At 62.3% G+C, this 19,881-nt stretch carries 17 protein-coding genes; 10 read left to right on the forward strand and 7 right to left on the reverse strand.

The window, feature by feature from the left end:
- Nucleotides 1-116: 116 nt before the first annotated feature.
- Nucleotides 117-1,139, forward strand: coding sequence for a class II fructose-bisphosphatase (gene glpX / locus KSW38_RS10870; RefSeq protein ID WP_216924934.1), 1,023 nt, complete (start codon nt 117-119; stop codon nt 1,137-1,139).
- Between the two features lie 161 nt (nt 1,140-1,300).
- Here glpX and KSW38_RS10875 read toward each other — a convergent pair whose 3' ends face one another.
- From KSW38_RS10875 to KSW38_RS10895, 5 genes are read right to left on the reverse strand one after another with little or no spacing between them, the layout of a single operon-like run.
- Nucleotides 1,301-2,236 (reverse strand): lipid II:glycine glycyltransferase FemX, encoded by a 936-nt coding sequence (locus KSW38_RS10875; protein WP_216924935.1) that lies wholly within the window; start codon nt 2,234-2,236, stop codon nt 1,301-1,303.
- 2 nt (nt 2,237-2,238) lie between these two features.
- Nucleotides 2,239-3,489, reverse strand: coding sequence for a mannose-6-phosphate isomerase, class I (gene manA, locus KSW38_RS10880; protein ID WP_216924936.1), 1,251 nt, complete (start codon nt 3,487-3,489; stop codon nt 2,239-2,241).
- 52 nt (nt 3,490-3,541) lie between these two features.
- Nucleotides 3,542-5,200 (reverse strand): LCP family protein, encoded by a 1,659-nt coding sequence (locus KSW38_RS10885; RefSeq protein ID WP_216924937.1) that lies wholly within the window; start codon nt 5,198-5,200, stop codon nt 3,542-3,544.
- Nucleotides 5,201-5,211: 11 nt separating this feature from the next.
- Nucleotides 5,212-5,775, reverse strand: a complete 564-nt coding sequence (gene purE, locus KSW38_RS10890; RefSeq protein WP_216924938.1) for a 5-(carboxyamino)imidazole ribonucleotide mutase — start codon at nt 5,773-5,775, stop codon at nt 5,212-5,214.
- Entirely contained in the window at nt 5,772-6,959 is a 1,188-nt protein-coding gene (locus KSW38_RS10895; protein ID WP_216924939.1) for a 5-(carboxyamino)imidazole ribonucleotide synthase, read from the reverse strand. The genes purE and KSW38_RS10895 overlap by 4 nt, the downstream gene beginning before the upstream one ends.
- Before the next feature lie 225 nt (nt 6,960-7,184).
- Here KSW38_RS10895 and KSW38_RS10900 point away from each other — a divergent pair, with 225 nt between their 5' ends.
- Nucleotides 7,185-7,751, forward strand: coding sequence for a GtrA family protein (locus tag KSW38_RS10900; RefSeq protein WP_216924940.1), 567 nt, complete (start codon nt 7,185-7,187; stop codon nt 7,749-7,751).
- Nucleotides 7,752-7,753: 2 nt separating this feature from the next.
- Here KSW38_RS10900 and KSW38_RS10905 read toward each other — a convergent pair whose 3' ends face one another.
- Complete coding sequence (locus KSW38_RS10905) at nt 7,754-8,449, reverse strand: TIGR03089 family protein (RefSeq protein WP_216924941.1); 696 nt, start codon at nt 8,447-8,449, stop codon at nt 7,754-7,756.
- 365 nt (nt 8,450-8,814) lie between these two features.
- Here KSW38_RS10905 and KSW38_RS10910 point away from each other — a divergent pair, with 365 nt between their 5' ends.
- Genes KSW38_RS10910 through KSW38_RS10920 form a run of 3 tightly spaced genes read left to right on the forward strand, consistent with a single transcriptional unit; the run spans nt 8,815 to nt 14,448 of the window.
- Nucleotides 8,815-9,360 (forward strand): WhiB family transcriptional regulator, encoded by a 546-nt coding sequence (locus KSW38_RS10910; RefSeq protein ID WP_216924942.1) that lies wholly within the window; start codon nt 8,815-8,817, stop codon nt 9,358-9,360.
- Nucleotides 9,361-9,389: 29 nt separating this feature from the next.
- Entirely contained in the window at nt 9,390-12,779 is a 3,390-nt protein-coding gene (locus tag KSW38_RS10915) for a glycosyltransferase (RefSeq protein WP_216924943.1), read from the forward strand.
- On the forward strand, nt 12,772-14,448 hold the full coding sequence (locus KSW38_RS10920) for a DUF5719 family protein (RefSeq protein WP_216924944.1): 1,677 nt from the start codon (nt 12,772-12,774) through the stop codon (nt 14,446-14,448). Before KSW38_RS10915 ends, KSW38_RS10920 begins: the two co-directional genes overlap by 8 nt.
- Nucleotides 14,449-14,483: 35 nt before the next feature.
- Here the strand turns inward: KSW38_RS10920 and KSW38_RS10925 are convergent, their stop codons facing one another.
- On the reverse strand, nt 14,484-15,002 hold the full coding sequence (locus tag KSW38_RS10925) for a metallopeptidase family protein (protein ID WP_216924945.1): 519 nt from the start codon (nt 15,000-15,002) through the stop codon (nt 14,484-14,486).
- A gap of 141 nt (nt 15,003-15,143) precedes the next feature.
- On the opposite strand from KSW38_RS10925, the gene KSW38_RS10930 reads away from it, so the two are divergent.
- The 5 genes from KSW38_RS10930 to KSW38_RS10950 all read left to right on the forward strand — a co-directional run bounded on the left by KSW38_RS10930 (nt 15,144) and on the right by KSW38_RS10950 (nt 19,820).
- On the forward strand, nt 15,144-15,521 hold the full coding sequence (locus tag KSW38_RS10930; RefSeq protein ID WP_216924946.1) for a DUF3499 domain-containing protein: 378 nt from the start codon (nt 15,144-15,146) through the stop codon (nt 15,519-15,521).
- A 141-nt stretch (nt 15,522-15,662) separates the two neighbouring features.
- On the forward strand, nt 15,663-15,881 hold the full coding sequence (locus tag KSW38_RS10935) for a Trm112 family protein (protein ID WP_216924947.1): 219 nt from the start codon (nt 15,663-15,665) through the stop codon (nt 15,879-15,881).
- Nucleotides 15,882-15,927: 46 nt separating this feature from the next.
- A complete protein-coding gene (gene ahcY, locus KSW38_RS10940) occupies nt 15,928-17,406 on the forward strand; it encodes an adenosylhomocysteinase (RefSeq protein WP_216924948.1) in 1,479 nt (492 codons plus the stop codon).
- A gap of 159 nt (nt 17,407-17,565) precedes the next feature.
- On the forward strand, nt 17,566-18,786 hold the full coding sequence (locus KSW38_RS10945) for a L,D-transpeptidase (protein WP_216924949.1): 1,221 nt from the start codon (nt 17,566-17,568) through the stop codon (nt 18,784-18,786).
- Between the two features lie 209 nt (nt 18,787-18,995).
- Complete coding sequence (locus tag KSW38_RS10950; protein WP_216924950.1) at nt 18,996-19,820, forward strand: pentapeptide repeat-containing protein; 825 nt, start codon at nt 18,996-18,998, stop codon at nt 19,818-19,820.
- Nucleotides 19,821-19,881 lie beyond the last annotated feature (61 nt).

A 19,881-nucleotide genomic window follows, 5' to 3' on the forward strand; every position in this document is an offset into this window, starting at 1 on the left:
CCAAACGCATGCGGCGACTATGATCGTTCATAGAGGGACCCCAGGTTGCCTCGTGCAACCGTGTCCGGTCCCGTGAATCGTCACTCGAAGAAGAGGTTCAAGTGTCTCCTGCACCAATGACCCAGCAGTATTCCACGATTTCGCCGTCGCTCGCCGTCGGCACCGACGAACCCGACCGCAACCTGGCGCTGGAACTCGTCCGTGTCACCGAGGCCGCGGCAATTGCCGGTGGCCACTGGGTAGGTTTCGGCGACAAGAACAAGGCAGACGGCGCCGCCGTCGACGCCATGCGTTCGTTCCTTCACACCGTCCACTTCAATGGCGTCGTGGTCATCGGTGAAGGCGAAAAAGACGAAGCCCCCATGTTGTTCAATGGCGAGCAGGTTGGTGACGGCACCGGTCCCGAGTGCGACGTCGCCGTGGACCCCATCGACGGAACCCGCCTGACCGCCCTCGGCATCAACAACGCCCTTGCCGTCCTAGCTGTGGCAGAACGCGGCTCCATGTTCGATCCGTCCGCGGTCTTCTACATGGAAAAGCTGGTCACAGGCCCCGAAGCTGCCGACATGGTGGACCTGCGCCTGCCCGTGAAGCAGAACCTGCACCTGATCGCCAAGGCCAAGGGCGTCAAGGTCAACCAGCTCAACGTCATGATCCTGGACCGCGACCGCCACCGCCCCCTGGTGGAAGAAATCCGCGAAGCCGGTGCACGCACCAAGTTCATCATGGACGGCGACGTCGCAGGTGCCATCGCCGCAGCCCGGTCCGGAACCGGCGTGGACGCACTGATGGGCATCGGCGGAACCCCCGAAGGCATCGTTGCCGCCTGCGCCATCAAGTCCCTCGGCGGTGTTATCCAAGGCCGCCTGTGGCCTACGTCGGACGATGAGAAGCAGAAAGCGATCGACGCCGGACACGACCTCGACCGCGTTCTCTCCACGAACGACCTCGTCACCTCGGACAACTGCTACTTCGCAGCCACCGGCATCACCGACGGCGACCTCCTACGCGGCGTTCGCTACCAGAAGGACCGCGTACTGACGCAGTCCATCGTGATGCGCTCGAAGTCCGGAACGGTTCGCTTCGTTGATGCTGAGCACCACGCCAGCAAGTGGGAGACCTACGCGCGCAAGCCGTAACCTCCTCCGCACTGGCGCGCCCCTAAGCGCGAGAAAGCGCCCCATCGCTCTGCGGCTATCTCCTCGTACTTCGTCGATTTGATGCCGCTGACGCGATAGGGCGCTTTTCGCTGCCCCGATGCGTTTGTGCCGCGGTTCCGCTTGTGCGCGCTTGGTGAAGATCAGCGGAGCTTGTCGCGGAGCTTTCTGGCCAGTTGGTAGGCGCCGTAGCGGAGTTTGTTCACTGGGAGGTCCCATGTTCCCGGGTAGGCTACTTCGCGGCCTCCGAAGGACTTCTTGAAGGATGTGAAGCCTGCCCATTTGTGGTCCGGTTGGTCTTCAGGGGCCACGCCCCAGAGGTCCACGTGCTTCAGGCCCTTCTCCTTGGCATCTGCCATGAGGTTGACCAGGAGCGGAATACCAGCGCTGAGCTTGCGGTGCGTGTCATCCAGTGCAGCATGGGCATAAGTGCGAGTGTCCGAGGAATCGTAGGTGAAAGCGGCGGCGATCGGCTCGCCCTCGAGCTCAGCTATGAACAGCGTTCCGGCGCCGGACGGTAGCAAACATTCAGCCACCTGGGTGAGGTAGTCGTCGCTTTGTGGCTTGAAGCCGTTGCGTGCTGCCGTCAGATGCAGGAAATGCAGGAGAATTTTGATGTCCGCGGGATCCTGGGATGCCCGGAACGTCACGCCCTTCTTGTGGATGTTGCGGTACAGGTTCCGGTTGGTCGGCTTCATTCCGCCAAGAACATCCTTGAAATCGCCCTCAAGGTCCACGATCCAGCTCAACTCCGGCTGCAGGTTTACGGGCGCTGGCTGGAGGCCACGGGCGTGAAGGAGTGCATCGGCCTCGGACGCTGTGAAGCCTGCTGATACAGGTTCCATGCGCACGAAGACAGCACGTTCCTTCTTCGCCAATTCCACCAAGGCCGTCGTCGCGGCGTCGAAGGCGTCCACGGACTTTGCCACGGGGCCATAGGGGGCGTAGATGACTTTGCCCGCCGGGTTCTTTTCCTCTATCGCGAGGAAGCTCCATCCGGGACCTGACTGCTCATGGACCCTGCGGCCGAGCGAGCGCTGGACGGCAGCCCAAGCGGGCGACTGCAGAAAGAAGTCCACGCTCACTTACCCAGCCCTGTGGTCACTGCGAAGGCAATACTCGTATCGGTGGCGCCTTGCACGGGATGAACATTTACCGGGTTCTCCACCTCAGGGATGAACGCAGCGCCGCCGCGCTGCAGCGGGAGGTCGCTCTTGGGCGAGTCGAGCACCACGGAACCGGCAACAACCACGACGACGGCGGGACCGGACTGTGCCAGCGGCACCGGTTCGGCACCCGGGCCGAGTTGGATCCGCTGGAGTTGGAACTCCTTGAAAGGCGGGCGGTACAGTTCCTGGCCGAACTCCGTGCCGGTGGCTTCAACGCGGGGCACGCCTATTGATTCAAAACGGATGGTCTTGACGAGTTCAGGGACATCCACATGCTTGGGGGTGAGTCCGCCGCGCAGCACATTGTCCGAGGAAGCCATGACTTCCACGCCCAAGCCGTGAAGGTAGGCATGGACGTTGCCTGCCGGCAGGTACACTGCCTCGCCTGGCTGCAAGGAAAGGTGGTTGAGGAGCAGGGAAATGAGCACACCAGGATCGCCGGGGAATGCCTCATTGATTCCCAACATTGCGGCCAGCGCATCTTCGTGGGGCTCTTGCGGTGCGCCTGCACGCAGGACAGCTTCTACCTCGTGGATGGCATCCGAGACGACGCTGCCGCCCTCAATCAGGCGGGTAAAGGCGGCTTTGAGGGCTTCGGATTCGTTGGGAACGCTGAGGTCTGAAATTACGTCGCCGATAATTGCTGGGACCTCCACTGCGGCGGAATCCAACACTGAGGCAAGGTGCTCAAAAACACTTTTGGCTGCTGCAGGGGAGCGGAACCCACACAACGCCCGGAACGGAGTGAGCGCAAAAATCATCTCCGGTTTGTGGTTATCGTCCCGATAGTTGCGTTCGGGGGAATCCGCGGAGATCCCTGCGGCATTCTCTCGGGCGAAGCCTTCGCGAGCTTGCTCCAAGCTCGGGTGCACTTGCAATGAAAGTGGCTGCTCCGCGGCCAGAATCTTGGTGAGGAACGGAAGCCGGGGCCCGAATTCGGTCAGGCTTTCGGCTCCCAAAAAGTGGGTAGGATTCGAGGCGATCAGGGCATCGAGGGGTTGTGTGACCCCATTCGGATGAATGGCTGTGGACGGGGAATCAGGGTGAGCGCCGATCCACATCTCTGCCTCCGGACCACCTGACGCCGGCCGCCCCAGCAAGCCGGCAATCGCCGTCGTCGAACCCCACGCGTAGGGTCGCAAAACATTCTCAATCTGATACACGAAGGAAAGTCCTTATCGTCGCGCTGAACGTGAGGTGGTGGTGCTGCTGGGGTTACAGCGGGGCGCATTGCCCATTGGTTGCCACGAGATCCCGGATGCCTTGCTCATCTCCCTGGGCCTTGAGGCCGTTGAGCAGTTCTTCCGTGATGGGCGTACCGTCCGGCGTGGTGGTCACCGGCGTGAAATCAGAGGACGACGGCGACGGCTGCTGCCCCGCTGGTATCCCGGCCGGGAAGCTGCCCTGGACAGGGCCCGCCGCTACGACATGAGAGCCGGCGTTGGCGTCGTTGGACACCATGGAGTCATCGGCCTTGGGGCTGTCCTGCGCCTTTGGATTGCCCTGGGACGTCAACAGTTCCTTGACCTTGGAGTGAATCAGATCGAAGTCCGGCACCGTGGAGAACGAGGCATCGAAATCGGGTGGACCGATAGTGAGGCGCTTGACCGGTTGGCTCTTGGACTTCAAGGCAAGGTCCACAAAGCTTCCGAGCTGCGCGGAGGAGATGTTGGATTCCACCACCTTGGTGCCTGCGTTGGCGATGTCCTCGAACTTCGTCAGCAGCGTGCCGGGGTCCAACTGCTTGAGCATGGCCTGCTGTACGCATTGCTGGCGTGCAATACGGGCGTAGTCGTCAACGAATTCACGGGAACGGCCATACCAAAGGGCGTGGAAGCCATCCAAGTGCTGGTCGCCAGCGGGGATCCAGCCATCGGGCATGCCGTGGATCCCGTGGGCCTCGTCCGTGACGGGACCACTGATGGGTACCCAGCCGCCAGCCTTGATGCGGATGCCGCCCATGGCGTCGATGAGCTTGGCAAACCCGTCCATATCCACCAGCACATAAGCCTGCACCGTGATGCCCAAGGTCCCGGACACTGCTTCAAGGGTGGCCTGCGCGCCAGGATCGGCAACCCCCGGGTACAGGTCCTTGTGGTTGTTGGTGACCTCGGTGTTGACGGCGTTGATGAGGCATTCATCGCCGCAGTTATAGCCGTCGGGGTAGATCTTCCGCATGGGGGAGCCCTCGCTGAACTGGGCGTTCTGCAGGTTCCTGGGCACGGAAATGATGGCACTTTCACCGGTTTTGGCGTCGACACTGATGACCGAAAGGCTGTCCGGACGCCTGCCCGTCCGGTCGTCACCGGCGTCGCCTCCCATCATCAGGAAGTTATAACGGCCATCCACGGGATCGATGGCAGGACCGGCGTTGAAGATGCTGCCGATCGCGTTGCGGCTGACGTTCAGAACATATGCAAGGTAGCCCAAGGAGCCGCTGGCCAGGACTGTTGTCACGGCAAGGACCACGGCAATGATAGGCCGCATCCCGGGTGCCAGCAGGTTGGGCCGGATGATCCGCAGGGTGTTCAGGAACAGGTAGGCCCAGCCCAAAGCAAGAGCAATGAGGACAACGATAATGGACAGCGATCCCACCGGATGGGTGACGATGCTGAGCAGCATGCTCCGGTTCACCAACGCAATCAACAGCGTCAGCAAGGCCAGCGCCCACACAGTCAGGGTGATTCGCAGGGCAACGCGGCCCAGCTTGCGGTCACCTGCCACGATCTGGGCGCTGCCGGGGATGAAGAGCGTGAGGAGGACCAGCACGAAGGCGCGTTTGGTCCGCACCGGAGCGCTGGCCCCGGCTGGATAGCGGACTGGATCAGTCAGGGCGGCGCCGGACTGATTCGGATTCTTGTGCATGGTGGTCATCCGCTGCCTTCCTAGCGGCTGCTCCGGGCGGAAGCATTGGCAGGGGAAAATACCTCTTCCACCTTGTGGCGCAGGTTTTCGCCCTTCTTGGTGGCGACGTCGTTCAACTCCTGGGCGAATTTGAGCAGGTCTTCGCGAAGGCGGTTGGCGAGATCGTCTGTGCCGGAGGCGAGCATCCGTACAGCCAGGAGTCCTGCGTTGCGGGCCCCTGCGATGGAGACAGTAGCAACCGGAACTCCGGCAGGCATTTGAACGATGGACAACAGCGAGTCCATACCGTCCAATGTCTTCAATGGAACGGGGACGCCGATCACGGGCAGGGGAGTGACCGAAGCCAACATTCCAGGAAGGTGTGCCGCGCCCCCTGCGCCGGCGATGATGACGCGCAGGCCGCGCTCGTGCGCAGTCTGGCCATAGCGGATCATCTCGGTGGGCATGCGGTGGGCCGAGACGACGTCCGCCTCAAAGGGGATGCCGAACTCAGCCAGGGCGTCCGCGGCGGCTTCCATGACAGGCCAGTCCGAGTCGGAGCCCATGACGAGACCTACAATCGGGGCTGTTGATGCTGATGTCATTCGGTCTCCTCGGGGGTGGTCTGTGCGGGCATCCGGCCGTCACGGATGATGTTGGCTACTGCCGTGGCGCGTTGGCGGACGGAATCTACCTCCGAGGTAGACGTGCCAGCCAGGTTGACATGCCCGATCTTCCGCCCGGGCCGCACGGACTTGCCGTAGCAGTGCACCTTCGCCGCCGGTTCATAAGCCAACGCCATGGGGAACGCTTCGAAGAGGTTTTGGTTGTCTCCACCCAGGAAATTCTTCATGACAAATACCGGCGCTACAGCATCCGTGGCGCCCAGCGGCAAGTCCAGCACCGCACGCAGATGCTGTTCGAACTGGCTGGTGATCGATCCGTCCTGCGTCCAATGCCCCGTGTTGTGGGGGCGCATCGCCAGTTCGTTAATGAGGAAGCCGGCGCCAACGCCCGGGGTCTCAAAGAGCTCAGCAGCCATGACGCCGGTAACGCCGAGTTCGTTGGCGATCCGAAGTGCAGCCCCCTCGGCGGCCGCGGCAACTTCGAGTGGAATGTTCTGGGCGGGCGCGATAACTTCATCGCACACGCCGTCAACCTGAATGGTGTGAACTACGGGCCATGCACGCGATTCGCCACTGGGCGTTCGGGCTACAAGGGCCGAGAGTTCGCGGCTGAAGTCCACCTTTGCTTCTGCAAGCAGGGGACTCATGGCGTGGAACCAATCCGCAGTACCAGCGGCATCATCGGCGGAGTCAACAATGCGGACGCCCTTGCCGTCGTAGCCGCCACGCGGCGTCTTCAGCACAACGGGCCAGCCGATTTTGTCACCGAATGCCACCAGCTCTTCTACTGAGTCAACGGCAGCCCACTCCGGGTTGGGCAGCCCGAGGCGATCAATGGCAGCGCGCATCACGAGCTTGTCCTGCGCATTCACCAGGGCATCGGGTCCCGGCTGAACATTCACGCCGGCGTCGATCAGGGCACGCAGATGTTCCGTGGGAACATGTTCGTGATCGAAGGTCAGGACGTCCACACCCTTGGAGAACTCAAGGAGAGCTTCCAGGTCTTTGTAGTCGCCAACGGGGGCGTTGGCCACGGCGGGGACAGCCGAAACGTCCTCGCCCTCAGCCAAAACGCGTAGTTCGAAGCCTAAAGCGGTAGCAGGCGGGGCCATCATGCGTGCGAGCTGGCCGCCGCCAACAACACCAATTACTGGAAAAGTCACAAGGTTCAGCCTACCGAACCAGCGGCCGGAACACTGATTCAGCCGCTGTAACGTCACCAAGTAGATGTTGTTCTTCCGTTGGTTCAGCCATGGGGTTGTTCCGGTTTCGCAGGGGCGCAGGCCCTGGTATCGGCCTTCTCACAGGGGACTCAAAGGGAACGGTTGGAAATGGGCGCTAAAATGGATGTGGCCCATCGGCCCACTTTTCAACGGCCATGGAGGGTCATGATCACCACACTTGCAGATCGCATCCGCGGACTTGCCTCGCTTTTTTGGCGCGAGGTAGCAAAGTTCGGCGCCGTAGGCGGTGTTGCTTTTGTCATTGACTCGGCAGTTTACATCTGGCTGTTTTCGGGTCCGATGCACGGAAGCGAAGTCTGGGCGAAGGCCATTGCGACGATCGTTGCAAGCGTGTTCTCCTGGGTAGCCAACCGCTTCTGGACCTTCCGCCACCGCAAACAGGCGAACGTGGTCCGTGAAGCTGTTCTGTTCGCCGTCATGAACTTCGTCGGGCTGCTGATTGCCTCCGGTTGTGTGTGGTTCGCCAAATACGTGCTGGACTTGAATGACAAGCCCTCGCTGTTTATCGCAGGAAGCGTCGTCGGACTCGTCCTGGGCACCATTTTCCGGTTCTTCGCATACCGCTTTTGGGTCTTCAACGAAGAGCTGGATGCCGAGCCGGCTTACTCCCATGACCACGAGATCCTGGAACTTCATCACAAGGAGAAGTCAGCTGCGGAGGCGGGCAGCGGGGGACCTGCAACCGGCGAATTCCCCTCCATCAAGAACTGATCTCAGGATCGGCTGACGCGCTCATTCTCAAGCAGGTGCCCGGTCACTTCCAGGTCCGGATGCACCAGCACCACTGAGCCATCTTCTTTCCAAGCGCCCAACGCCGCTGACAAGCCCGGCTCCAAGCCGTCGGCCGCCCGAACCAACAGCCGAACGCCGGGTTCCTGGGGTGCAGCGAATCCGTCCAGAAGGCTGTCATGGGTGTGGCCCGCGCTGCCGCGGACGGCCGGAAGGCCGGCTTCCGGTTCGTTGTGGGCCATGAAGACGTCACCGTGGGACCGGACTTCCGCAGCATAATCCACGACGCCGGCTGGCAACTCGCCGGGCCAGCGCATCGCAAGTGCCGCGAGCGGTACGGCGACGACCGCCTCAAAGCCGGCTCCGGCGCCGTCGTCGGGAGTATCTGTTACCAGCAGGTCCGCGGCGGTGCCATCGAGGACTACCTCCATGCCCAACTGCCAGGAAGCCAGTGCCCACACAAAGGATTTCCAGTGTGCCGGGAGGTCCAGCCGGATAGCTTTGCCCGGCTCGGCGTCCAGTTCGTCCTGCAGCAGGTTGCTGGTTTTGGCAACCCAGTTGTCCAAGACCCGCCCGGAGAGCTCCACGCGCTCGGAATCAGGGCCGTACCAAGTCAGTCTCGGGGACGTGGAATGGCCGGATCGCAGGGTGGTCATCAGGTTCGCTGCCGGGATGCTCATGGATCAATCCTGCCACGGTGGGGGCGTCGGGCCGCAGGGGAATGTGAAATGCAACACACCTCCATTAAGTCCAGTCGATGGACATCCGGCGGCGGTCCTGGGAATTCCGCGGAATGTCAGGAGTTGTTCATGCAAAGTGATGAGGGGCTTTCGTTTTGGCCCTAGCCAGCTGCGCCATGGCGGAAAACGTTGGGCGTGGCGCATCCCACGTTTCTACAGATTCTTGATTATTATCTCGGCGCGGCTTGACTGGTGGGTAGTTACACGCGTGTAATTAGTAATCAACGCCGCTGCACAGATTTCCGGAACACCGCCGGGAATCGGAAATACATCCAAGCAGCAGCTGCAAAATCAGGAGGGACGCCATGGGGCAAGCGTTGCGTATCCAGGAAGATGCAGTCGTCGCAGAACATGCGTCGGTGAAATACCGTTCGCGGGAAGTGCCAGGGGACTGGTATGTGGACCCAGCGGATCCGGAAGCGGCAGACCGATACAACCAGAACGTGCAGCAGTCGTTGGAGGATCAAGCAACTGCCCTCCTCGCTGCGCACGAAGCGTTGATCGGGGACCTGCCTGCCGGGCCGGACGAAGACCTGGACGACCCTCCCATGGAGTTGCGTCGTCCTCAGGAAATCCCAGGACAGCCGGTGTGGATCGGACTGCCGAGCCAAGGTGACTTCGATGACGAGGGCGAACTCGGTTGGCAGACTGACGCCCTGTGCGCCCAGACAGATCCGGAAGCATTCTTTCCGGAAAAGGGCGGATCAACGAGGGATGCGAAGAAGGTCTGCGGAGCGTGCAACGTCCGTTCGCAGTGCCTTGAGTACGCCCTCGCAAACGACGAACGATTCGGCATCTGGGGCGGGCTCTCTGAGCGCGAACGTCGCCGGCTAAGGAAGCGGGCAGTCTAATTCTTAAGGAAGTACACGTTACCGCCGTCGTGGTTGCCCACGACGGCGGGAGCTATCTCCCCAGGACCTTGGCGGCACTGTCGGACCAGACTCGTTCGGCAGATGCCGCCATTGGCATTGATACAGGATCCACGGACAACTCCCTCGACTTGCTCCGTGCGGCCTTGGGGCAAGCAAATGTCACCAAATTCGTCCAGCCCAAGTCTGGTTTTGGTGCCGCTGTCCAGGCTGGCTTGGACGAGCTTGCTCCCGCAGGTGCTGCCCAGCATGAGGACGTGGCCAAAAACGCAGAAGCGGCCGGTGCTGTCCAAGCCGGTGCAGTCCAATGGATCTGGCTCCTTCATGACGACGCCGCTCCAGCACCCGACGCCTTGGCCGAGCTTCTCCACGCAGTGGAACGGACCACTTCGGTAACGGTTGCCGGTTGCAAACAGCTTGGGTGGGACGACGACCGTCACGTGGTGGATGTTGGCCTGTCCACCAGCCGTTGGGCTGAACGGCTCACGCTGATCGACGCCGATGAAGTAGATCAAGGGCAATACGATGCCCGCTCCGACACTTTTGCCGTGAACTCTGCCGGCATGTTGATCCGCAGGGACGTCTGGGACCAGTTGCAGGGTTTTGACCCTGCCTTGCCCGGCAGCGGCGACGACGTCGATTTCTGCTGGCGCAACTGGCTTGCCGGAAACCGTGTAGTGGTGGTGCCCAGTGCGCGCATATTCCACGTGGAGCACCGCCCGCATGGCCTGGGTACGTCCTCCGCGGCACGCAAAGCACAAATTCACATGCGCCTCAAACACACGCCGTGGTGGAACCTGCCGTTCCAGGCCGTGGGGGCGCTCTTGGGCGCAGTTGTCCGTCTGGTGCTGAGCATTCTGGTCAAGGAACCGGGCTACGGATTCTCCCAGTTCACGGCCACTATTGCCGGCTTGGTGCGGCCGCTCGCTATCGCAAGGGGCCGCCGGATTGCGGCGAGGACCCGCCGAGTACACCGTTCGGTGGTCCGGGGCCTCCAAGCGACGTCGCGCGAAGTCCGTGCCAACAGGCGTTCCCTGCTGGAGGCGATCCGCCCCAGCGAGGAAACTACGGTGGCCTCGGATCTTCTCGCCCCCGAACCCAGCGGCGATGCCTCTGACGATTTCGCCGCCCTGGCCACCAACGAACGCGGGTGGGTTGGCACCGGTGCAGTCGTTGCTGCCCTGATCGCGTTTGCCGTTTCATTCGTTGGGCTCTTCGGCCTCCTTCGCACGGGAATTGTGGCCGGAGGGGGGCTCCTCCCGCTGTCCGAGTCACCTTCCGATATCTGGGCCAACGCCTCCTCGTGGTGGATTTCCCTCGGAGCGGGACTGCCGGGGCACGCCGATCCATTCGCTTACGTATTGTGGCTTCTTTCCTTGTTTGGCGGCGGCGATGGCAACTCGGCAACCGTGTGGTTGCTGATCCTGGCGATGCCACTCTCTGCGATCGGTGCCTGGTTCGCTGCCGGGGCCTTGACCACCCGGCGCCGGTTCCGGATTGTTGCGGCTCTGGCCTGGTCCGGGGCACCCGCACTGCTGGTAGCCATAAACCAGGGCAGGCCGGGAGCCTTGGTGGCCCACGTCCTGATGCCATTGCTGATGCTGGCGCTGATACGCGCGTCGGGTTCGGCGATAGGGCGGGCCCATTCCGTACGGGCACCCTTCACGCGTCGCCCGGCACCGGTGCTCGGAAAACCGGGTATAAACGGCACGCCGTCCTGGACCGCCGCGGCGGCTGCTGGCTTGGCCATGGCTGCAATCACTGCTTCGGCGCCGTCGCTCTTGGGACCAATCACGGTGGTCGTGGTTCTGGTAGCCGTGGTGCTCGGAACGCGCGGAAAGACAATGTGGTGGTCCCTCTTGCCCAGCGCCGCGCTGTTCATTCCCTACGGCATTTCGGTTCTTGACCGCCCCCGTTCGTTGCTTGGCGACCCCGGCCTGCCGCTCAGTTTCGACGCTGCACCACTGTGGCAGCAGTTCCTGGGCCAGCCCCTGGCCTTCGACATCGACGGCGGCCTCACAGGTCTTGGGATGTTCGGTCCTGGCGCTGTGCCTTGGGCTCTGGTGCTTGCTCTGCTGGTCAGCGTCCCCGTACTTCTCCTGGCTGTAGCGGCGCTGTTCCTTCCCGGTAAGCGCACCGCCCTTGCCCGCGTCTTTTGGTTGGCCGCGCTGGCTACCTTGGGCAGCAGTTGGCTGATGGGCCATGTGGCCACCGGTGTCAACAACAATGTGATTGTTGGTCCCTTCACTGGACCGGCCGTTTCAGCGGCGGGCATCCTCCTGCTCGGTGCGGCGTTGCTCGGTGCCGATAAAATCTTCGCCGTTCCCGCCAGGACGCCTGATGCCGTCCGTTGGAAGCCGCCCCTGCGGCGCGTAGCTTCGGGCGTGGCACTTGCTCTCCTCGTCGGTGGACCTTTGGCCGGGATGGCGGCGTGGGCGGGACAAAACGTCCTGCAGCCCCTGTCGGAGGCCCCAGTCGCCGCCGATACCGCTAACGCCCTTCCGTCAGATACGGGTAACAAGCCATCCTTGGGCTCTGCCCGCCAGGTTCGGCCGGTGGACAACGGCACCTTGCCGGCAACCGCCGTCGACCGTGGCGAGGGACCCGAACGTACGCGAACGTTGGTTATCACCAGCGGCGAGCAGGGCGCCTTTACGTCCTCCCTGATGCGTGGTGATGGGACTACGCTGGACAGCTTGTCCACGATCGCGTCGGCCAGGACCATTATTGGCGCACCCGGCAGGGAAGAGATTGCCACCGACGACGCCGCTACCGCATCCCTCCGCAGGGCAGTGGCCACCATCGTGGCCAGCACAGGGGTAGACCCCCGCAACGATTTGGAACAACTCGGCGCCGGTTTTGTGGTGCTCAAGGCCGCTGATGACGCAGCCCAGCTGACCGCCAGCAGGATCGACGCCGTTCCAGGCCTCGTTGCTGTTGGACAAACCGACGCCGGGTGGTTGTGGCGAGTAACCCCGCGGAATTCCGCTGCCGCCACTGCTGCAGACACGGCCCATAGGGTTCGCATTCTCAACGCCCAAGGTGAGGCCATCGGCTCCCTGCCCTCAGAAGAGGTGTCCGTGGACGCAGCAGTGCCGGCGGGTGATGAGGGCCGCCGGGTGGTCCTGGCCGAACGGTCCGATCCCGGCTGGAGTGCTTGGATGGATGGGCGCCAGCTGAAATCGACCACGTCCGGATGGGCCCAGGCTTTCGAACTTCCGGCCAATGGAGGCAACCTCGAAATCCGGTACACCAACCCTTGGGGTCTTTGGTTTGGGATCCTCCAGGCCGTGGTGTTCGGACTGACAGTGCTTCTGGCCGTTCCGATGCCCGCCAGCCGCTCGCGAACCGGCATGTCGAGGGACGAAGTCTCCCTCCGTAAGGAGTACAGCAGTGTCTGAGGATCCAAAGAAGCAGGTGGACGATAACGGGAAGCGCGGTTCCGCGAAGGATGCACGCAACTCCGCCAAGGATGCTCGTTCCAGCAAGAGCGCCCGCAGCTCCAACAAGGGGATCATCACAGGGGTCTTGTCCGCAGCGGTGATCCTTGCCGCGGGAGGCGGAGCAGTCGCGGCCACCTCGATGGTTCCAGCGCCGTCTGGCGGCTCTGCCATGGATATCCGGCAAGCCGATGTCCCGGCGGGGCGCTCCCTAGGCGTCTGCCCGGAACCAGCGCGCCTTGTCACGGGAACAGAGGTGGACACCGATGCTGAATTCAGCCCGGTTTCCACCACGGCCACCAGCGCGCTCAACGCACTGGTCCTGAGCAATCCCGCAGGCACCATTCCGGGTAGTAAGGTGACGTCGCTGGCAGGGGACACAGTTGCGGAAATTGCCAAGACCCCCACGAGTACACCATCGCCCAGTTCCGGTCCACCCGTCCTGGCGGCAGCGGCTGCATCTATCAGCCCGGTGACCGCACCTACCGTGGTGGGCGCTGACCCCATCGGAAACGAACAAGCATCCGTGGCCGCGAATCTGAGCTACTCAGCCAAGGACGGTGATCTCCGTGGCCTGGCAGCGGCTCCGTGCCAGAAACCCGGAAACGACGCTTGGCTGCTGGGTTCGGACACTGCGCTTGGCCGGACCGCGGTCCTGAACCTCAGCAATGCATCGGAGACGCCCGCTACCGTCAACCTGGACCTCTTCGGCGCCCAGGGACAGATCCAGGCGCCAGGCGCACGGGGCCTCCTGGTGGCGCCAGGGACAACACGTTCGGTAAATCTTGCCGGCCTTGCCCCCGGCGAATCCCAACTGGCAGTGCACGTACGCAGCTCGGGTGGACCCGTCGCCGGGACCATCCAGCAGAGCGTGCTGCGCGGACTTGTGCCGGGTGGAGTGGAGTTCCTGTCTTCAGGTTCCGGGCCTTCCAACCTCCAGGTGATGGCCGGCGTCGACATCCAGGATGCAGCGGCGATCAAGGCGCTGGGCAGTAAAGCGGGCTTTACCGATGCCGTTCCCGCGCTTCAAATAGCCGTACCTGGGTCCACGGACGCCGTGGTTCAAGTCCGGCTGTACGGCGCCAACGGTGAGCGCCAACTCCCCAACGGGGGAGTAGTAACTGTCAAGGGCGGCACGGTAGCTACGTTGGACCTCGACGGCGTTCCGGCCGGCAGCTACACCGTGAGCGCGAGTTCTGACGTCGCGTTCGTGGCTTCAACCCGGATCGCGCGGGGGGCTAAAGCGGAGGAGCCAACGGATTTCGCTTGGTCGCCGTCCTCGGCCCGCCTGGGCAGCCAGCATGTGGTGGCCGTGCCCCGTGACGGGCAGAGTTTCTTCAGCTTCGGTGTTCCTGAAGGACGCGCAACTGTTAGCTACGCACCGGTGACAGCCGATGGCAAGGTGGGCAAGTCCGTGGATGTGGACATGTCCGGCGGCACAACATCGCTGATCGAGCTTCCAGCTAAATCCGGGCAGGCAGTGGTCGCCGGATACGTGGTTTCAGCATCAGGGGACCCTGCGTATGGGGCACTTATCCTGGGTAGGCAGGATCGCGCCGACGTCTCGGTGCTGGGCATCCAGGATGCTGCTGCCGGGCTCGAAAAAGTTCCCGTGACTGTGGGCTACTAGGCGCTACGGGCTACTAGGGTTTTGGGGCCGCGGGTCTACTGGTAACGACGCCGATACACGGGATCCAGCGTCTCCGGTGGTACTCCGAGCATTTCTGCGGTGTACTCCACCACGACGTCGTGGACCAAGTCCTGGAGCTCTTCCCGTGTTCCGGCAGTCTGTTCGACCACACGGCGGTATACAGCGATCATGGGTGCTTCACCGCGGTTGCCCGGAGTGTAGGAGCCCATGGGGGCTGCCGTACCTTCGGCCACCAATTGCTCCAGGTTCGGCGGGATTTCGTCGACGGCGAAGAGCACGCCATCCAACTGCTTGCCCCACATATCCTGGAGGCGTTCAGCTGAGTCCAGCACCATGTCGTCGAAGCGCTCGGCACGGGTCCGGAAGCCAGGAAGACTGGGAAGCATGAGTTCCCCACGCAGTCCTCTGCCGTGACGGTTTCTCCGGCGCCGCCGGAAACCACGGACATCCGCGCCGGTGTGTTCCTTTGCCTGATCGCCTTCGGCGTCAGTCCACCGGATTGTGAAGCCAGGAACATGTGGCTGTGACTGCATATATCGACTTTAGTCCCGAGGAACCGCCAACGCGACATCATGGCGAACAGCGCGCCGTGACCGGCGCAGACTGCAGCTTTCAGGCAGGCACGGCCAGCCAATGCGCAGGGTAGGGGCCAAAGGGCGCTAATCTGGGATGTTGTGGGTGCTATTCGTCAGTGTTCAAGGTCCGCCTGCCGCCAATCCGCGGTGGCTACTTTGACGTACGTGTATGCCGAGTCCACGGCGGTGCTCGGACCGCTGGCCACGTACGCCGAACCCCATGCGTACGATCTTTGCGCCCAGCATGCAGAATCCCTCACGGTTCCGCGGGGCTGGGAAGTCCTGCGGCTGGCTATGCCAACAACACCTCCGGAGCCTGGCCCGGATGACCTGCTGGCACTTGCCAACGCGGTGCGGGAAGCTGCTTCAGCGGCAACGGACACCCCACCCCGTACCAGTCGGCCGCATGTGGAGCCGCCGGTAGTGGTTGAAGGTACGCGCCGCGGCCACCTGCGGATTCTGCGCGAACCGTCCTAGTCCGTCCTGGCCCTGCGACGTGCGGCCCCCGGGACTCAAATCGTCCGCGGCTCCTTGCGGGATGCTCCTGCGCTGTAGGCTGGAATCTGCAGATAAATCCGCCAGCGGCGCCAAACCCGCGCCATCCAGGGAGCATCATTCATGCCAAAGGTCAGTCCTGAACTGTTGTCCATCCTGCGCTGCCCCGTGACGGGCTCACCGCTGGTCCAGGAGGGTGAGGAGCTTGTTTCAACGGCTGCCGCCGAGAACGGTGAAAAGGTCCGTTACGCGATCGAGGACGGCATTCCCCTGCTTCTGCCCCCGGAACTGCTTGCTGCCTCCAGCGCCGCAAGCTCGGGCCAGCACCACCCCAAAGCCTGACGTACTTCCAGAACTGCAATCCGCACGGTACACCTAAAGGACTTCCATGACTTTCGACTACAAAGTGGCTGACATTTCCCTTGCCGAGGCAGGCCGCCACCAGATCCGTCTCGCTGAGCACGAAATGCCGGGCCTCATGTCACTTCGTGCCGAGTTTGGCCCCTCGCAACCGCTTAAGGGCGCCCGCATCGCCGGCTCGCTGCACATGACGGTTCAGACAGCCGTCCTCATTGAAACCCTCACAGCCTTGGGCGCCGAGGTTCGTTGGGCCTCGTGCAACATTTTCTCCACCCAGGACGAGGCCGCAGCCGCAGTCGTCGTCGGTAAAGGCACCCCGGAAGATCCGCAAGGCGTTCCCGTCTTCGCCTGGAAGGGCGAGACCCTCGAGGAATACTGGTGGACCGCAGAGCAGATTCTTACCTGGCCCGGAGCGGACGCCAACCCGGAGCTGGGTCCCAACATGATTCTGGACGACGGCGGCGATGCCACGCTGCTGCTGCACAAGGGCGTCGATTTCGAGGCCGCAGGTGCCGTTCCCGCAGCCACCGAGGAAGATCCTGAAGAGTATGTCCTCATTCTGGACCTCCTTCGCCGGACCCTGGCGACGGACCCGCAGAAGTGGACCCGCGTGGCGGCCCGGATCCAGGGTGTCACCGAAGAGACCACCACGGGTGTCCACCGCCTGTACCAGCTCGCCGAGCAGGGCAAGCTCCTCTTCCCGGCCATCAACGTCAACGACTCCGTGACCAAGAGCAAGTTTGACAACAAATACGGCATCCGCCACTCCCTCCCGGACGGCATCAACCGTGCAACGGATGTCCTCATGGGCGGCAAGGTTGCCGTCGTTTGTGGCTATGGCGACGTCGGCAAGGGTGCGGCAGAAGCGCTGCGGGGCCAGGGTTCGCGCGTTGTAGTTACCGAGATCGACCCCATTTGTGCCCTGCAAGCCGCCATGGACGGCTACCAAGTGGCCAAGCTGGAATCTGTCCTTGCCCAGGGTGACATCTTCATCACCACCACCGGCAACAAGGACGTCATCATGGCCGAGCACATGCTGGGCATGAAGAACAAGGCGATCGTGGGCAACATCGGCCACTTCGATAACGAGATCGACATCGCAGGGCTTGCCAAGGTTCCCGGCGTCAAAAAGGTGGAAATCAAACCGCAGGTTCACGAGTGGGTCTTCGACGCCGGCTCCGACTCCGAGCGGTCAATCATCGTTCTGTCCGAGGGCAGGCTCCTGAACCTGGGCAACGCAACGGGCCACCCGTCCTTCGTGATGAGCAACTCGTTCACAAACCAGACGATCGCGCAGATTGAGCTCTGGACCAAGAAGGACCAGCCGGCCGGCGAACGCGAATACCAGAAGCAGGTTTACGTCCTGCCCAAGATCCTGGACGAAAAGGTGGCACGCCTGCACCTGGATGCGCTTGGCGTGGAGTTGACGGAACTGAGCAAGGATCAGGCGGACTACCTGGACCTGGACGTTGCGGGCCCTTACAAGCCCGAGCACTACCGTTACTAAGCACCGCCGCTAAACCAACTTCAGTTTTGCGGTGGCAGCAACCTCAAAGCGGTAGCTTCAAGCCGCGATGAAAGGCCGGACACGTGACCAGCGTGGCCGGCCTTTCGGCTAGAATTGGGTGTTCAGTATTGCTTGCCGGGGGACAGGAAGACAGGAACCATGACGGAAGTCGCCAAACGGAAAACGGGCAAGATCCTAGCCATTGCGGGGGTCTGCGCCGCGCTCGTCGTGGGCGGTATTGGCGTTGCCACCGTTCCTGGATTGCTGGCCGGTTCCACCCCGAATGGCGTGGCAACAACCCAATCCACTCCGACGCCGGAGGCGAAACCCGTTGAACTGGGTATCACACCGCTGGACGGCGCCGTGGAGTGGAATCCAGTGGTTGGCCCCCAGATCAAAGCCGTCAACGGCAAGGTCAAGGACGTTGTGTTGGCGCCGGTCGAGGGCGGTACACCTGTGCAGGGGAAGACCAGCGCGGATGGCAGCACGTGGACAACCCTGGAAGTCCTGAAGTTCAAGACCCAGTACAGCTATTCCTTCACGATCGTGGATACAGCAGGTAAGGAAATCAAGAAGACGCAGACCTTCACCACGGTCTCGGCGGCTTTCGAAGCAGATGCTTCCATCTATCCTCGCAACGGCACAGTTGCCGGCTCCGGCCAGCCAATCGAAATCAACTTCAGTGAACCTGTGGTTGACAAGGCCGCGATGGAAAAGCGCGTTGCCATCACCGTTTCATCGGGCCAGGCGGTGGCCTGGCATTGGTACTCGGACAAGAAGGTCCGCATTCGTCCGGAAGCATTCTGGGCCTCGGGAACCACGGTCACAGTGGACATGAAGCTCCTGGGCGTCGATTTCGGCAACAAGATGATTGGCAACGGCGATGTTGTTTCTACTTTCACTACGGGACCGCAGCGCGTGGCTGTAGTGGATGACAACACCAAGACCATGAACGTGTACTTCGACGGCCAGCTGATGCACACCGCACCCGTATCGCTGGGCGGCGAAGACTGGCTTTCGCCCACCGGCTACGCAGTGATCCTGGAGCAAGAACGCAAATCCAACTTCAACGCTGGAAGCATCGGCCTCAAACCCGGTGACAAAGGCTACTACGCTCCGATGGTGGTGGATTATGCCAACCGCCTCACGTGGTCCGGCGTCTATGTCCATCAAGCCCTGGAGTCCGCTTGGGGCGCCATTGGACGTGTGAACGTTTCCCACGGCTGCGTGGGCTTGTTGCCCGAAGATGCCGCCTGGTTCTTCAACAACATGAAAACCGGGGACGTCGTGCAGATCCTGAATACCGGTGCGCCTGCGGTGGAACCCTTGGAGGGCTTCGGCGACTGGAACATCCCCTGGGCCAGCTACGCCCAGCGGTAGCCGGCATTCCCAGCCCGGGACAGAAACTGCTGTTAAGATCGAGGCAGTGATTATTTCTTGCGGTCTTTGATTCTCCTTTCCGGTTCTGGCATCTGGTCGGACCTGCGATTTGTGCTGCCCTTCGTGGTGATTACGAGTCTTCCTTAGGGGAACCCACGCCGGGTTCCCAGCTCCTTCCACCTGATTCCATTTCATCGCTTGGAGCACTAATGACTTTTTCGCCAACCCTTCGTCCGGACTGCAGCAAATGCTTCGCCGTCTGCTGTACGGCCCTTGGCTTTGCCCGCTCGGCTGATTTCGCTATCGATAAACCCGCTGCCTCGGCCTGCCCGAACATGGCCAGCGACTTTTCCTGCACCATCCATCAACGTTTGCGGCCCCGCGGATTCAGCGGATGTACCGTCTTTGACTGTTTCGGCGCAGGCCAAGTGGTTTCCCAACGCACGTTTGGGGGCACGAGTTGGGTCAAGGATCCGGAGTCCAAGTCCTCGATGTTCGCTGTCTTCAAGGTGGTCAAGCAACTGCACGAAATGTTGTGGTACTTGTCCGAAGCTGAGCAACGCGCCTTCGATCCGGAGCTGGCTGCAACAGCCCGCCAGCTGACGATGGACATTGAAACCACATCCCAAGGCGAGGCGTCCGCAGTGCTGGCTGCCGACGTCGGGCGTTTACATGCTGAGGTGCGTGCCCTTCTCATGGAGGTCAGCGAGGAGGTGCGCGCTTCATATGGGGCCGAGGGCCGTAAAATGCCCGACGGCGGAATCCACCCGGGTGCCGACCTCATGGGCGCCAACTTGGCAAAGAAGCAACTGTCCGGCTCGGACCTCCGCGGTGCTTACCTGATAGGGGCTAACCTGGAGCACAGTGACCTAACCGCAGTGGACCTCCTCGGCGCCGATCTGCGCGATACGCGTCTCCACGGCGCCAATCTCTCCGGGTCCCTCTACCTCACCCAACCGCAAATCAACGCCGCGCGCGGGAACCGCGAAACGCAACTACCTGAAAGGCTCACGACGCCAGCGCATTGGATTTGAGAACACCAGCGAAAGGCTGGTGGCTGACGTCCGGCAGCCCCCTCCGTAAGTGCTCGGCGTT

Origin of the sequence: Paenarthrobacter aromaticivorans, assembly GCF_019038615.1 — a bacterium.
In the GTDB taxonomy this organism is placed as follows: Bacteria; Actinomycetota; Actinomycetes; order Actinomycetales; family Micrococcaceae; genus Arthrobacter; species Arthrobacter aromaticivorans.

Bases quoted from the DNA above. Each gene is read 5' to 3' on its own strand.
- KSW38_RS10905 (WP_216924941.1), bottom strand. From the start codon at position 8,449: ATGAGCATCCCGGCAGCGAACCTGATGACCACCCTGCGATCCGGCCAT.
- glpX (WP_216924934.1), top strand. From the start codon at position 117: ATGACCCAGCAGTATTCCACGATTTCGCCGTCGCTCGCCGTCGGCACC.
- purE (WP_216924938.1), bottom strand. From the start codon at position 5,775: ATGACATCAGCATCAACAGCCCCGATTGTAGGTCTCGTCATGGGCTCC.
- KSW38_RS10950 (WP_216924950.1), top strand. From the start codon at position 18,996: ATGACTTTTTCGCCAACCCTTCGTCCGGACTGCAGCAAATGCTTCGCC.
- KSW38_RS10900 (WP_216924940.1), top strand. From the start codon at position 7,185: ATGATCACCACACTTGCAGATCGCATCCGCGGACTTGCCTCGCTTTTT.
- KSW38_RS10885 (WP_216924937.1), bottom strand. From the start codon at position 5,200: ATGACCACCATGCACAAGAATCCGAATCAGTCCGGCGCCGCCCTGACT.
- ahcY (WP_216924948.1), top strand. From the start codon at position 15,928: ATGACTTTCGACTACAAAGTGGCTGACATTTCCCTTGCCGAGGCAGGC.
- KSW38_RS10945 (WP_216924949.1), top strand. From the start codon at position 17,566: ATGACGGAAGTCGCCAAACGGAAAACGGGCAAGATCCTAGCCATTGCG.
- KSW38_RS10910 (WP_216924942.1), top strand. From the start codon at position 8,815: ATGGGGCAAGCGTTGCGTATCCAGGAAGATGCAGTCGTCGCAGAACAT.
- KSW38_RS10925 (WP_216924945.1), bottom strand. From the start codon at position 15,002: ATGCAGTCACAGCCACATGTTCCTGGCTTCACAATCCGGTGGACTGAC.
- KSW38_RS10935 (WP_216924947.1), top strand. From the start codon at position 15,663: ATGCCAAAGGTCAGTCCTGAACTGTTGTCCATCCTGCGCTGCCCCGTG.